Origin of the sequence: Bacillus sp. AR13-1 (assembly GCF_008042285.1) — a bacterium.
GTDB classification, from domain to species: domain Bacteria; phylum Bacillota; class Bacilli; order Bacillales; family Bacillaceae_G; genus Bacillus_A; species Bacillus_A mycoides.
This window is the reverse complement of sequence record NZ_QNUA01000058.1, coordinates 45,922-60,197: the sequence shown is the minus strand read 5'-3', so window position 1 is coordinate 60,197 and position 14,276 is coordinate 45,922. Positions and strand designations below refer to the sequence as shown.

Here is a 14,276-nt window from a genome sequence, read left to right as displayed (position 1 = left end):
ATGAATTAACAATCTAAGCTGTTTTTTAAATAATAAAATATCATATTCTCAAATTCCTGAATCTGCTCTTTTTCCCATAGACGAACAGCATCTACCGGATTTTGTGTATTCTTTAACCAATCTAGAATTAAGTCTAGTTGCTCTTGTGTTTGCCATATTATTTGTTCTTTTATGTTCTCATCCCGAATTCTCTCAATTAATTGAATCATATAGGGAAGTTTTTCTTTACATTCGTTTAAATCTCCGCAATAACCTGATGGAAATTCATGCGTACCAAACTCTAAGCTACTTATATAGTAAGAAACAAGATGTATCATTGCCTCTTGTTCTGTATCGCCACCTAATTCAATGGTTTTTTGGAGAAGTTGTTCCAAATCCTCATCAGTATTTCCGGAACCCATATAAAGTCCCATCCATCTAAAAGGTCTTGAATCAGATGGATCCTTTTCTATCCATCGATATAGAATGTCTATTAGAAAACGATTTAGTGGGAAAGTTAACACTTCATTTTTTTCGTTTGATGTATCTAAAATAGTAAACAGCATAATAGCAAACTCTTGTTGTTCTTTGAGTTCCCATTTCTTTGCATTTGAAATAAATGTTTCTAAATGCTTAAAAGCTAATTTTCGTAGTCCTGCTTCGAGCTGCTGACAGTAAGAAATAAAATCATGCCAGTTCTCATTTGTATTCATATGTATAATAATGGCTTGTAGTGCAGTGTGATTTTTACTCATTAGTTATGTATCTCCATCCCGATAAAATGCTATTTTAATTGAATAACGTAAGCATATAGAAAAAATTCACTGGAGTTATATGATTTAATATGTGCGTTTAAGTATAAATCTTGGTGATGGAAGTGTTTCTTGTTCTGCTTCAAAATACGCAACTTGATTTGTAATTGAGTATAGAATAGAAGGCATTCCCATTCCAACAGCAGCCTCTAATGCGTCTAGCAAAGGGAGGGTTTTCCCTTCAATTTTTGTGTCCCATGATATGGCGTAGCAAGAATCATCGGCCCCATGTTTTTTTTACAGACGACCTATATCAATTGGACACGAATTAGGTTTAGGAATTTCAATCATATATTCTTCACGTAACGTAGTTCTGTAATTATGGCAAAGTCGACCTATCGCATCTTTACGTTTTTTAGTAGAAGAAAGCTCAAACATGATTCTATCTTGAAGTCGTTTAGTAAAAAATGATTTTACAATGATCTCTTCTAATTTTTTATCCATTATAAGTCTCCAATCTATTAATCATGTGTTGAAAATTTTAGTATTATTATATCATTACATATATTAAAAAAGGAGAGTAACTATTATTACAAAAGTAATAACAAAAAGAAATTGGGGAATCGCGAAAAACATTGGAGAGATTAATGAAGCTTCACTTAAAGAAGAGGGATTTATTCATTGTTCATTATTAGACCAAGCTTTAAAAGTTGCTCAAAAACATTTCAATCATGAAAAAGATGTTTTATTACTTACAATAGATCCATCTCTTGTAAAAGCAGAAATAAAATATGAACTTGCTTCAAACGGTCAAGAATACCCGCATGTATATGGAGTAATTAATGTTGAGGCGATTGTAGAGGTTGTCCCATTTTCTAAAGAAAAAGGAGAGTTTATATTACCAGAGGTACATAGTTAAAAGTATTAATGGTATTTAAGTTTGTTAGTAAGCTGCAAGAAAATAAGAAAAGCACAAATTATATAGTTTGTGCTTTTCTATATTATATCTGATTTTTGTCACAACTATACTGTACGATACATAGTATAAAACACATACTGTATGACATATAGTAATGGAAATGAGGTGGGTGAATGGATACTTTATTAAATTCATTAATTACTGAGCTAAGGAGAGGGACATTGACATTAGCGGTTTTAAGTCAACTAAGAACGCCGCAATATGGATATTCGCTTGTCCAATTATTGGAGCAATCAGGAATCATGATAGATCAAAGTACTTTATATCCACTACTTCGCCGATTAGAAAAGCAGGATCTAGTGACGAGTAGTTGGGATAAAACGGAGAGTAGACCTCGTAAGTATTATATTTTAAGTGAATATGGATTAGAGATATTTTTACAATTGAAAAAGGAGTGGATAAAGGATTCGAAAGAACTTTATAACTTATTAAAGGAGGAGGACGAGAATGAATTTAATTGAGGTTTATATTCAGGAGGTTGCGAAGAGATTACCTGAAAAAAATCGTGAAGATATTACACTAGAACTTCGGTCAACTATAGAGGATATGTTACCTGATGAATACAATGAGGAAGATGTAAAGAGTGTCCTTGAAAAATTGGGGAGCCCAGTTTCATTGGCTAATGGGTATTTGGATAGACCGATGCATTTAATTGGACCACGCTATTTTGATGTATATACGACGTTATTAAAAATGATTATACCAATTGCAGCTGTTATCGCACTCATTGCGATGATTGCAGAAAATTTTATAGGCTATACTGGTGATCAAGCAGTATTAAATGTTATTTTACAATTGATAGGTAAAGGCATTGGGGAAATTGTCGAAGTAGGCCTCCATGTATTTTTCTGGTTGACACTTGTATTTGCTATTTTAGAAAGAACAGATAAAGACAAAGGTACCCAACCGTTGACGACAAGTTTAAAAAAATGGACTCCTGATGATTTGAAAAATATCTCGTATGTTCCAAAGAAAAAGTCAATCTCAAAGTTTGAAGTTTTTGGAGGTTTGATGTGGACAGCAGTGTGGGCTACACTTTACTTTTATGCGAATCATCTCGTTGGCGTATATGAAGGTACTGAAAATGGCCTGAAATTTGTAGTGCCAACGTTTAATCAAGATGTTTTACTTCAATACTGGCCAATCGTTGTGGTTATGATCGTTTTCGAAGTAGCTATATCTTTTTATAAGTTAGTACAGGGACAATGGACGACAAGATTGGCAATTGGAAATACAATTCTTCAGATAACCGGAACAATAGTATTCATTATAATTGTAGTAAATCCTCATTTATTTAACGAAGGATTCATTACGTATGTGGCAAATGTGTTTACGATTTCCCCAGAGGGATTTAAAACGTGGTTAGTTGGTGGTGGAATTATCATTTATACGTTGTCCGCTGCGATTAATATATTTGATGGTTTCCGAAAAGCTAGTATTCGTATGTGGAAATGAATCAGAAATTCCGATAATATGAAACCATTTAGAAGATAACCATTATGAAAGGAAGAAAACAATGATAAGGGAAGCAACAAAAAAAGATTTAGCATGTATTTTAGATATTTATAATGATGCGATAGTTTATACAACAGCTGTATATGCGTATAAACCTGTAACCCTTGAAAATAGAATAGATTGGTATGAACAAAAAAAGGCTGATGGCTATCCAATTTTCGTATACGAACTAGATAATAAAGTAGTAGGATTTGCGACATTCGGCCCATTTAGAGCGTGGCCTGCCTACAAATATTCAATTGAACATTCTGTGTATGTTGATAAGGAATATAGAAAAAATGGTATTGGGTCCTCTTTGATGGAAGAATTAATCACATTTGCAAAAGAAAGAGAATATATGACCTTAATTGCTGGAATTGATGCGGAAAATGAGAAAAGTATTGCCTTGCATCAAAATTATGGATTTGTTCATGCCGGAACAATACAAAAAGCTGGTTATAAGTTTAATAGATGGCTGGATTTAGCCTTTTATCAATTGGAGCTTAACGGGCCTGAGAATCCTATAGAAGAATAGAGATATTTATTACGGTACAAATAAATTTAAAAAGAAATTGTATATATTTCAAAAGATAGTATGAAGAAATCTCATGCTATCTTTTTATATTCACCAACATAATTAAACAAAAAAAGGTTTTTTACATTTTATATCGAATTTTCAGAGGTGATAAAACAATATAGAAATAGAGATGAATATATATGACAGGTGGATTGCCCACAGCTACAATAAATATTGGTATAATGGGAATGTTTAATGAACTCCCGTTTCTTTATGTAATTGGAGGAGAAGATTTACCCGAGCGAGTTCATAATATAGAGGTTGATGAAACTATTACAACAGCTTTGAAATACATATACAAAGAATATAGTGAAAGCATGCTAGGAGTGAGCGATTGAAACGAAACTTAAAGACTTCAACAATTATTATTCTAATTGTAACGATTATTGCTCTTGAAGTTGGAATTGCACTATACGATCACACTTTGTCATTAGATACAATTTACTTTGCAGCGATTCTTATTTGTATTGTATTGCTTTTTGGCACACGTGTTTCTGAAGAGAAAGAAAGTACATCGAAACAGAGACGAAGAAAAACGGCTCTTATATTTTGGCCATCTATTTTAATATTAATTACTAGTTTTGCAGTTATAAGTTATGTAAGAATAGGCTATGTCTCTGTACCTGGGATAATTGGTTTTTCATGCTTTGTTACATATGGTGGATTTGTGTTCATTAGTATTTTAAAGAGACGAAATAAAAATTAAATGTAACTTACTAAGTTGAAAGGAAGCAATGTATATGAAACATATAGAGAACGGTACACGCACTGAAGGAGAATACATTAAAAATAAAGTAATTCAATATAATATGTCCATCTTAACAGATGAAGTAAAACAGCCGATGGAACAAGTAAGCTTTGTAGTGAAAGATGAGGAAGGGAAAATCTTTGGCGGCGTTACAGGAACGATGTATTTTTATCATCTTCATATCGATTTTTTATGGGTTGATGAATCGGTTCGTCATGATGGTTATGGAAGTCAACTGATACATAAAATCGAAGACATTGCGAAGGAAAAAGGATGTAGACTCATATTACTAGATTCATTTAGTTTCCAAGCACCAGAATTTTATAAAAAGCACGGCTACCGAGAGTATGGTGTCGTTGAAGATCACCCGAAAGGGCATAGTCAGCACTTTTTAGAAAAGAGATTATAATAATGTTATGTAAACTGTTTGACAGGAGAAAGAAAATGTACACGTATAAATTACAACATGAACAACCAATCTGTGCAGAGAAAATAAAGAAGCTTTATGATTCAGTCGGCTGGTGGCCGGAAAGAAAAGAAATTGATATTGAAAAAATGTTAAAGAATAGTATAGCAATTGGAGTATGGGAAGAAAATGAATTAATTGGATTTGCTAGAGTCGTTTCAGATGGTGTTTTTCGAGCGTACATAGAAGATGTTGTCGTACATGAAAGTGTAAGAAATAAAGGTATTGGAGAGAATATGCTTACAATATTACTGGAAGAGATATCTCATATTGATATTGTTAGTCTATTTTGCGGAGAGAAACTAATAAAGTTTTATGGTGAACAGCAATTTAAAGCGACGAAGCAAATTGTGATGCATCGTAATCAAATAGTGGAAGAATAAGAGGTGCCAGAAGAATGAATGCAACGAGAGAGTATTGTTTATCGAAAAGAAAAGCGACAGAAGATTCTCCGGATGGCTGGAGTGCAACATGTATGAGGCTCAATAATAAAATATTTGCGATAGTGAACCATGAAGAAGGTGAAAAAGCTGCAATTACATTAAAATGTGATCCAGAACTCGCATTAAGAATAAGAGAAGATTACCCAGAAACAATAATTCCTGGATATCATATGAACAAAAAGCATTGGAATACAGTGTACATACATAAAGATGTAGGACAAGAACAAATTAATAAGATGATAGATTGGTCGTATGAGTTAGTACTGCAATCATTTTCAAAGAAAAAGCAGCAAGAGTTATTGGATTAATATGTATTAGGAGTGGATGTAATGAAAGACTCAATCAAAGATACGTATGATAAATTAGCGAGTACATATAAAGAAAATCTAGATTTGGCAAATCCATATAACAGTTATTATGAAAGACCAGCGATGATGGAGATTATTCCAAAGAAACTAGAAGGGAAGAGAATACTAGATGCTGGATGTGCAGCTGGATGGTATACTTCTCAATTCGTAGGAAGAGGAGCAAACGTTACAGCAATTGATGTAAGTTCTGAAATGGTAAAAGCCGCAAAGGAAAGTACAGGTGATAAAGCAACATTTCTTTGTCATGACCTTCAAGAAACATTACCATTTGAAGATAATTCTTTTGATATGATTGTAAGTTCGCTTACTCTTCATTACTTGCAAAATTGGAGTAATGTATTTCAAGAGTTTCATCGCGTCCTTAAACCAGGTGGTTTATTTGTGTATTCCGTTCATCACCCATTTATGGATTTTACAAAGTTTCCGTGTGAAGATTATTTTAAAACGCAATTGTTAGTAGATACTTGGCGGAAACCTAATATTACAATTGAAGTAAGTTTCTTTAGAAGGTCACTTCAAGATATTATAAATGAAACAACGAGTAATTTTGTATTAGAAGAGTTAGTCGAGCCGAAACCGATTGAAAAGATGAAGGAAGTAGATGAAAAATCATATTATTATTTAAACACTAACCCGCATTTCCTTATTATAAAAGCGAAGAATACAAAGTGAAACCGTATATAAATAGCTAGTAAAATGATTATATTTTACTAGCTATTTGCAGTTTTACATTATATATTAGGAGATTTTGAAATGAATACGAAACGAAATAGATTACTATATGCAATGTTTACTATAGTTGTTATTATTTTAGGCCTTAGTTCAAGAAAGTTTGCTTTTGCGTTACCTGATTTATTAAATGATTACTTAGGTGATGCTTTATGGGCGTTAATGATTTTCGTTGGATTCGGATTTTTGTTTCCTAAAATAGAAACGAGGAAATTAGCTTTTATTAGTTTGATATTTTGCTACGGGATTGAAATTAGTCAATTGTACCATGCGGAATGGATAGATAGCATTCGAGCAACGACTTTAGGTGGACTCGTATTAGGTTACGGATTTTTATGGAGTGATCTAGTTGCTTATACAATTGGTGTTGGGATTGGAATGTTTTGTGAGTTTATGCTACGGAAGAAATAAGTGACTTTAAAAAGGGGGATTTGTACATGAAGGATATATTAGAAATTGCAAAGTTTTGGTTTCAAGATAAAGGTGTCACAGCTACTGAAATTCAACCAAACGTAACGAAGATTCATTGTAATAATAAGGCGTATATTTTAAAGGGAAAGGGATCGATAAAACAGTTTCTAGTTGAACTAAATGTATTAGAACAGCTTGATGAAAAAGGAGTTAAAGTACAAAAATTAGTAAAAACGAGAAATGATGAAAGGTACGTATTGTATAAAGAGAAGAATTATTGTTTGTACGAATATGTTGCCGGAAGTGTACTAGAAATCAAAGATACAGAAAAGCTAAAAGTGCTAGGAAGCACAATTGGAGAGGAAATGGCTAATTTACATCACGAACTAAATTCAGTGAATAGTGCTAACGAGTTAATAAAAAGAGAGTTATATAAAGTGGTATACGAATGGGCTTTACCGAATTTAGTAAAGAATGAGCATGTTCATCAGGATGTAATTCAAAAAATGGATCAAATACATACAGCTTTCAAGGAAACGGTTCACTCATTACCGAAACAAATTATTCATCGCGATATGCACTTATCAAATGTAATCTTTAGAGAAAGTGATTTTCAAGGGTTTATCGATTTTGAGCTTCTAGAAGAAAACGTTAGAGTATTCGATTTATGCTATTGCTGTACAAGTATTTTAAGTGAGATATTTAGTGATGAAACATTAAGAGGGAAATGGTTACAAATTGTAAGTGAAATTTTTAAAGGATATTATAAGCAAAACATTTTAACGAGAGCAGAACTACAATCAATTTGGTATGTAATGCTTTCAATTCAAATTATATTTATTACTTATTTTGTTCAGTTAAAAGATTTACTAAAGTTAAATGAAGAGATGTTTTTATGGATTTTTGCTAATAAGGAAGATATTGAAGAATCTATAGAAAGAAGCGTACTCATATGAAAAAAATTATATTAATAGGTTCTGGTGGTTCAGGAAAATCTACATTAGCAAAACAGTTAGGGAATAAATTAAATATTAAGGTGCATCATCTTGATGCACTATTTTGGAAACCAAATTGGGAGGGTGTACCGAAAGAGGAGCAAAGAACGGTTCAAAATGAATTAGTTAAAGGGGAAAAGTGGATTATTGATGGGAATTATGGCGGGACAATGGACATAAGAATTAACGCAGCTGATACAATTATCTTTCTTGATATTCATAGAACAATTTGTGTTTATCGTGCTTTTAAAAGAATTGTGCAATATCGGAATAAAACAAGACCGGATATGGGGGCTGGATGTGAAGAAAGATTTGACTTGCAATTTTTCAAATGGATATGGGAATATCCTAAAACGAAACGACCTTCAATTTTAAAGAGGCTAAATCAATTGAGTAAGGATAAAGATGTTATTATTTTAAAATCTTCAAATGAAGTAAGACTATTTTTAGAGAAGCACGATACCATAAATAGTTAGATTATAAAAAGAAGTAACATGGGGGGATAGGATTGAATAGATTCATTGGCCCGGTTGACTCTAATATGGTGAAAATTCCAACAGGAAAAGTAGAATTAAGAGATGATCGAATAAAAAAAGAATGGCAAGTTCAAATAAAACCATTTCTTCTTGCAAAGTATGTTGTAACAGCGGAATTATATTACGCAATTACGAATCGTGCACTAAATGGTAATGAAAATGGTAATAAACCTGTTGTAAATATTTCATGGCATGATGCAATTGCTTTTTGTAATTTACTGTCTAAAATAGCAGGGTTTACAGAGTATTATTCTATACAAGATGATGGGAAAAAGGTTAGTTGTAACTTGCATTCAAATGGCTATCGATTACCGTCTGAGGCAGAGTGGCAATATGCATGTAAAGCAGGTACGACGGGATATACGTATGGGGAACTTCAGAAAATAGCGTGGTATAATGAAAATTCAAGTGGGCAAATTCATGACGTCGGTAAAAAAGAGCCGAATGCATGGGGACTTTATGATATGTTAGGGAACGTTTGGGAATGGTGCTATGATTTGTATGATGAAACAGTGTACGGGTCATACCGCATTTTTCGTGGTGGTAGTTGGGCTGAAGCAGCTAGAGGTTGCGGTGCCACTTGTCGCCGTCGTAGTCATCCTACGTTTCATATAGATGATCTCGGTTTTAGGCTTGCTAGGTCAATTTAGCAGGAAAATGATACATATAACTCCGTAAAGAGTATGGAAAGTATCCATACTCTTTACAACATAGAAATTTTAAAATTTAAGGAGTGTTTTGAATGGCACGTGTTTTATTCATTAACGCTGGATCAGAAGGACATATAAATCCAACATTACATGTTGTAGAAGAACTGATTTCTCGCGGTGAAGAGGTAGTTTATTTTTCAATAGAGGCTTTCAGGGAGCGTATTGAGAAGACAGGTGCTACTGTACGAACGATTGATGATGAAAAATTTATAAAAGCATTTCTTTCCGGTGGTCGAAATTATTTACAGGAAAGAATAAACGGCCTTCTACATACAGCTGATATTGTAATACCTAGTGTTCTAGAACAAATTGAAGGTGAACATTTTGATTATATTATTCATGATTCGATGTTTGGCTGTGGTCGCTTAATTGCCCAAATTCTTAATCTTCCAGCCATAAATTCATGCACATCTTTTGCACAAGATGAAAAATCATTTAAACAAATGTTAGACCATCTTTCTAAAAATATCCCACTGGAAGTTCAGGATAGAATACATAATGATTTTGAAAACTTAACTAATGGAATTACAGAAAAATATGGTGTTAATATAAACTCACCGTATGAAGTTTTCTGTAATCCAGCTTCACTTACTATTGTGTATACAATTAAGGAGTTCCAACCTTTTGGGGATACATTTAATGAAACATTCAAATTTGTGGGTCCATCTATCTCTACACAATTGAAAAATGAAGGTTTTGATTACACTTCAATTGAAGAAAAAAGCCTGATTTACATTTCATTAGGTACTGTTTTTAATGAAGCGCTTGATTTTTATAAACTTTGTATGAAGGCGTTCGAGAATAGTAAGCATACACTTGTTATGTCTATTGGCAACAAAACGGAAATAAGTGATTTAGGTAATATCCCTAAAAACTTCATTGTGAAAAACTATGTACCACAAACTGAACTTCTCAAATATACGAAACTATTTATTACACACGGCGGTATGAACAGTACGCATGAAGGGATATATAACGGTGTTCCACTCGTTGTAATTCCGCAAAGTGCAGATCAGCCAGTAATCGCAAGGCAAGTTGAGAATCTCGGAGCAGGGGTTACATTACAAATGCAAGGATTAACGGAGAGTCAACTACGTGAGAGTGTAGATCTAGTATTAAATAACTCTTCATTCAAAGAAACTGTTTTGAATATGAAGGAGTCTTTCCGAAAATCAGGTGGGTATAAGCAAGCTGTTGATGAAATTTTTAAATTTACAGGCTGTTATTAAAACTATACATGTGAAAGGGTGTCTATATTAAATGATATAGACACTTTTATGTTATATGAAGCGAGGAATTGATGAAATGGAAAGAATGAAAATACTAGATGTAAATTTTGCTGATATGACAGCTACACCATTTTTTCAAGTGGAGGCGAAAAATAGAATTAGATTCGATATAGAATTATTTGAGAGTAATTTGAGAGGATTAAGAGGGATTTTGACTGAACTTTTTAAAAGTCCTGATACGATTGATGTTTCATTTATTTCCGGTTACATAACATATGGTAAAAGTAAGAGAATAAATGAGAAAACAAAAATTGGGAGGTTCATGAAGATTAAGAATTGGACAGAAACGAAAGTAGACGTTGATGATCTTGAAAGTACAATCATATTTACTACGATTAAAGGTGTACATGAAGATGAAGTATATAAGTATTGCAAGTATGTCGTTAATGGTGGTCAGCAAGCGTATATTTCTTTTTATAACGATACTTATTTATTGTATATAAGTACAGACGTTATTGACATTGTTTCACCAGATACAAGTTTAATAGAAAAGTTAAAACTTCAATACAGTGAAGAATATGATAAGTTTTATGAAACTATATTGACGGATTCGGAAATGTTTACAAGTGATAAGTAATTTCAAAGTATTGATAGAAAGATATATGGAAAATGGAGATGGCACGTTGTTTTAAAATAATGTGATCTCACATTGCCATGCGTTTTAAGTTAACGATGAAGGGTTTCAAGACGACTTGGTGCAATTCATCCATATATATACCTAAAATTTTTCATTACAAGTACTACAATTTCTATTGCTCACTTTTACTTTATAAATTTAGGATGTAGTTTTACGTGTTAGTAGTAATTTCACTGTTTCTGCACAACTTCTGCACACATTTAGGTGATTTCTATGTCATGATATATTCCATAAGTGAAATATTTCACAAGAAATGAAATGTTTCTTTACGACGGTGTATGCATATTTACGCATACACGAAATAAGATTGACTCTTGTTATTCTTTTACATCAAAGCCCACATTACACTACGAAGTATAACAAGAAGGGGACAGGAACATGAATAATCGATTTTTAAAACAACTACAAAACTTGAAAATGAACAAAAAAAGTATAGGAGCTGTTGCATTAACAGCTGGAATTATCAGCACGACACTTATTCCTCAAAATGCATACGCGCACGGCTTTGTTGAAAAGCCTGGTAGCCGTTCCGCTTTATGTAGTCCAACTTATGGTGCTCTAAATGTAAACTGCGGAAGTGTTATGTATGAACCACAAAGTTTAGAAGCTCCAAAAGGATTCCCACAAGGTGGCCCAGTTGATGGGCAAATCGCTTCTGCAGGTGGAAAATTTGGCGGTATTTTAGATCAACAAACAGCAAATCGTTGGTTTAAAAATACAATCACTGGTGGGGAAAATACATTTACTTGGAAGTATACAGCACCTCACTTAACAAGCAAATGGCACTACTATATTACAAAAAAAGGATGGAATCCAAATAAAGCACTAACAAGAGCAGACTTTGAGCCAATTGGCACTGTACAACATGATGGTTCTGCAGCTTCAAATAATTTAACTCATAAAATCAATGTACCTACTGACCGTAGTGGATATCATGTGATTTTCGCTGTATGGGATGTAGCTGATACAGCAAATGCGTTCTATAATGTAATTGATGTGAATCTCATCAATAATGTGAAACCAGACACAGAAGCGCCAAGTATTCCAAATGGAATTCAGGCGCAAAAAGTAACAGCGAATAGTATAGAACTAACATGGAACGTTTCTACGGATAATGTAGGAGTAAAAGGGTACCAAATCTTCCGTAACGGAGAGATGATTGACACAGTACCAGGCACTTATTTTATTGATAAGAAATTACAACCAAGCACAGAATATACTTATACTGTAAAAGCAATTGACGCAGCTGGCAATGTATCGAAAGAAAGTACAGCGCTTACAGTGAAAACAACAGTTGAAGCTCCTGATACAGAAGCACCAACACAACCAAAAGGATTACATAGCATGGGAACAACAGCGTCAAGTGTGGATCTAATGTGGAGCCCATCTGATGATAACGTTGGAGTAGACTATTACGATATTTATAGAGAAATAGAAGGAACAATGAAAAAAATTGCAACATCCAATACGACTTCTTATATGGATAAAAATTTACTCGCTAATACTACTTATAAATATGCAGTGAAAGCAGTGGATGTAGTTGGAAATGAATCCGTACAAAGTGATACGTTCACAATTACTACAAAAACTGAAAGCGCTTCATATGAAGCGTGGGATGCAAAGAAAGCATATAAAAAGGAAGATAGAGTTTTACACGAGGGAAAAGTGTATGAAGCAGTCCAGAATTATGAAGGACATGGGGATCCAAACTGGATTTTTGCTTTATCCTTATGGAAAACAGTGTAAGCTTTACCTCAAAATGAAATGAAAGATGATGGGCTTTGATGCAAAAAAAGGAAGTTTGAGAGTTAACTTTTCTGCTTATAAAAAAGACGACGTATTCAGCGTCGTCTTTTTGTATTAATCTAGAATATTCATCAAAGAGACTTTCAAACGAATAAGCTACAGAAAGGTTACTATACGAATACATAATGTAGAATCATATAGTAACCTTTCTATTATGATAACACTTTCGTCATAAGAATATGTGGAATTCCATCTTCCATAAATACGTCGGAAGAAGTTTGATAGCCTAATTTTTCATAAAACCCTTCAGCTTGTGTTTGACCGTGTAGTTTAACTTTGTTTGCTTCTTTGTTACGAGCAATCTCTTCTAACTTTTGAATGATTACTTTGCCTAATCCGTATTTGCGATAGTCTTTTAAAATACAAATTCTTTCTAGTTTACCCATTCCGTCAACGAATCGTATACGGCCAGTTCCTACAGGAAGTTCATTATAATAAACTAATATATGTTTGCATGCCTCGCCAATTTGGTCATATGTATCGAATTCATCTTCAAGAGGGACACCTTGTTCTTTTACAAAGACTTCTTTTCGAATGTGAAAGGCAGTTTCTAAATCTGTAAGTTCTGTTATGAGTTTGGATTGCAAATTGTTCAGCCCTTTCTAGTGTGATATGAATGTGTTTTCATAGTATATCATACTGTAATGCTATAAAAGAAAAAACTGACTTGCAAAAGTCAGCCTTTAAAATGCTTAATATTCTTTTATACCGTTTTTTGTTCCGATGATCGTTTTGCTCGTCATATTGATAAATAATCCTGTTTCAACTACACCGGTAATCATCTTTAACTCGGTATGTGTATCATTTGGATTCAATATTTTGTTTGGAAAAATACAATCAATAATTAAATTGCCGTTATCAGTTATAAATGGTCCGCCATCTTTCATACGTAAACACGTTTCGCATCCTAAAGATTGAATTCTTTTTTCAGTTTGCTTCCAAGAGAAGGGGATAATTTCAATAGGAAGTGGAAAGGTACCTAAATGTGAAACGAGTTTGGATTCATCTGCAATAATAATAAGTTCTTTAGAGGAGGTGGCAACAATCTTTTCGCGAAGTAATGCACCACCGCCACCTTTTATTAATTGTAAATCATTATTGATTTCATCTGCTCCATCAATTGTGAGATCAAGTATATCAATTTCATTTAAAGAGATTAGCGGAATAGATAATTGTTTTGCTAATACTTCAGTTTCTTTTGATGTCGGTGCAGCTTGAATAGATAACCCTTCTTGTACACGGTGACCTAACTTTTGTATCGTCCAATATACGGTTGAACCCGTACCAAGTCCAATCGTCATACCATCTCTTACAAAGCCAGCAGCATATTCGCCTGCAAGCTGTTTTAAATTCATCA

21 protein-coding genes and 1 pseudogene are annotated in these 14,276 nt (G+C 33.3%); 17 read left to right on the top strand and 5 right to left on the bottom strand.

Features of this window, described 5'->3' with window-relative positions:
- Positions 1-5: 5 nt before the first annotated feature.
- From DN408_RS30005 to DN408_RS30000, 3 genes are all read right to left on the bottom strand, one after another.
- On the bottom strand, positions 6-734 hold the full coding sequence (locus DN408_RS30005) for a hypothetical protein (protein WP_003189806.1): 729 nt from the start codon (positions 732-734) through the stop codon (positions 6-8).
- Between the two features lie 84 nt (positions 735-818).
- The gene (locus tag DN408_RS31700; RefSeq protein WP_000882914.1) at positions 819-956 is read right to left on the bottom strand and encodes a hypothetical protein; all 138 of its coding nucleotides are present in this window, start codon (positions 954-956) and stop codon (positions 819-821) included.
- A 72-nt stretch (positions 957-1,028) separates the two neighbouring features.
- Entirely contained in the window at positions 1,029-1,235 is a 207-nt protein-coding gene (locus tag DN408_RS30000; RefSeq protein ID WP_003189808.1) for a hypothetical protein, read from the bottom strand.
- Between the two features lie 82 nt (positions 1,236-1,317).
- Here DN408_RS30000 and DN408_RS29995 point away from each other — a divergent pair, with 82 nt between their 5' ends.
- The 17 genes and pseudogenes from DN408_RS29995 (at position 1,318) to DN408_RS29915 (ending at position 12,859) form a co-directional block, all read left to right on the top strand.
- Positions 1,318-1,650: a DUF952 domain-containing protein gene (locus DN408_RS29995; protein ID WP_016095585.1), complete on the top strand. Its 333-nt coding sequence runs from the start codon at positions 1,318-1,320 to the stop codon at positions 1,648-1,650.
- 173 nt (positions 1,651-1,823) lie between these two features.
- Entirely contained in the window at positions 1,824-2,171 is a 348-nt protein-coding gene (locus DN408_RS29990) for a PadR family transcriptional regulator (RefSeq protein WP_003189810.1), read from the top strand.
- A complete protein-coding gene (locus DN408_RS29985) occupies positions 2,158-3,165 on the top strand; it encodes an HAAS signaling domain-containing protein (RefSeq protein WP_033734045.1) in 1,008 nt (335 codons plus the stop codon). Before DN408_RS29990 ends, DN408_RS29985 begins: the two co-directional genes overlap by 14 nt.
- A gap of 61 nt (positions 3,166-3,226) precedes the next feature.
- Entirely contained in the window at positions 3,227-3,739 is a 513-nt protein-coding gene (locus DN408_RS29980; RefSeq protein WP_002147366.1) for a GNAT family N-acetyltransferase, read from the top strand.
- A gap of 179 nt (positions 3,740-3,918) precedes the next feature.
- Positions 3,919-4,119, top strand: a pseudogene (locus DN408_RS29975) (serine hydrolase); the annotation flags it as partial.
- Positions 4,116-4,487, top strand: a complete 372-nt coding sequence (locus DN408_RS29970) for a hypothetical protein (protein WP_033734048.1) — start codon at positions 4,116-4,118, stop codon at positions 4,485-4,487. The pseudogene DN408_RS29975 and the gene DN408_RS29970, both read left to right, overlap by 4 nt.
- Positions 4,488-4,521: 34 nt before the next feature.
- Positions 4,522-4,938, top strand: a complete 417-nt coding sequence (locus DN408_RS29965; RefSeq protein ID WP_033734050.1) for a GNAT family N-acetyltransferase — start codon at positions 4,522-4,524, stop codon at positions 4,936-4,938.
- A gap of 35 nt (positions 4,939-4,973) precedes the next feature.
- Entirely contained in the window at positions 4,974-5,378 is a 405-nt protein-coding gene (locus tag DN408_RS29960) for a GNAT family N-acetyltransferase (RefSeq protein WP_003189822.1), read from the top strand.
- A gap of 14 nt (positions 5,379-5,392) precedes the next feature.
- Positions 5,393-5,746, top strand: a complete 354-nt coding sequence (locus tag DN408_RS29955; RefSeq protein WP_003189824.1) for an MmcQ/YjbR family DNA-binding protein — start codon at positions 5,393-5,395, stop codon at positions 5,744-5,746.
- 21 nt (positions 5,747-5,767) lie between these two features.
- Entirely contained in the window at positions 5,768-6,478 is a 711-nt protein-coding gene (locus tag DN408_RS29950; protein ID WP_033734052.1) for a class I SAM-dependent methyltransferase, read from the top strand.
- Positions 6,479-6,559: 81 nt separating this feature from the next.
- On the top strand, positions 6,560-6,946 hold the full coding sequence (locus tag DN408_RS29945) for a ribosomal maturation YjgA family protein (protein WP_003189827.1): 387 nt from the start codon (positions 6,560-6,562) through the stop codon (positions 6,944-6,946).
- Between the two features lie 26 nt (positions 6,947-6,972).
- A complete protein-coding gene (locus DN408_RS29940; protein WP_003189829.1) occupies positions 6,973-7,902 on the top strand; it encodes a phosphotransferase enzyme family protein in 930 nt (309 codons plus the stop codon).
- On the top strand, positions 7,899-8,417 hold the full coding sequence (locus DN408_RS29935; RefSeq protein WP_033734054.1) for a DNA topology modulation protein: 519 nt from the start codon (positions 7,899-7,901) through the stop codon (positions 8,415-8,417). Before DN408_RS29940 ends, DN408_RS29935 begins: the two co-directional genes overlap by 4 nt.
- A 32-nt stretch (positions 8,418-8,449) precedes the next feature.
- Positions 8,450-9,127 (top strand): formylglycine-generating enzyme family protein, encoded by a 678-nt coding sequence (locus DN408_RS29930; RefSeq protein WP_033734055.1) that lies wholly within the window; start codon positions 8,450-8,452, stop codon positions 9,125-9,127.
- 92 nt (positions 9,128-9,219) lie between these two features.
- Positions 9,220-10,416 carry a macrolide family glycosyltransferase gene (locus tag DN408_RS29925; protein WP_003189835.1) on the top strand — a complete coding sequence of 399 codons (1,197 nt, stop codon included), beginning with the start codon at positions 9,220-9,222 and terminating at the stop codon, positions 10,414-10,416.
- A 76-nt stretch (positions 10,417-10,492) separates the two neighbouring features.
- On the top strand, positions 10,493-11,053 hold the full coding sequence (locus tag DN408_RS29920; protein WP_002127734.1) for a hypothetical protein: 561 nt from the start codon (positions 10,493-10,495) through the stop codon (positions 11,051-11,053).
- A gap of 438 nt (positions 11,054-11,491) precedes the next feature.
- Positions 11,492-12,859 carry a lytic polysaccharide monooxygenase gene (locus DN408_RS29915; protein WP_059038136.1) on the top strand — a complete coding sequence of 456 codons (1,368 nt, stop codon included), beginning with the start codon at positions 11,492-11,494 and terminating at the stop codon, positions 12,857-12,859.
- A 212-nt stretch (positions 12,860-13,071) separates the two neighbouring features.
- Here DN408_RS29915 and DN408_RS29910 read toward each other — a convergent pair whose 3' ends face one another.
- On the bottom strand, positions 13,072-13,506 hold the full coding sequence (locus DN408_RS29910; RefSeq protein ID WP_002189834.1) for a GNAT family N-acetyltransferase: 435 nt from the start codon (positions 13,504-13,506) through the stop codon (positions 13,072-13,074).
- Between the two features lie 105 nt (positions 13,507-13,611).
- Positions 13,612-14,274 carry a ribose 5-phosphate isomerase A gene (rpiA, locus tag DN408_RS29905; RefSeq protein WP_033734057.1) on the bottom strand — a complete coding sequence of 221 codons (663 nt, stop codon included), beginning with the start codon at positions 14,272-14,274 and terminating at the stop codon, positions 13,612-13,614.
- Between the last annotated feature and the right edge of the window lie 2 nt (positions 14,275-14,276).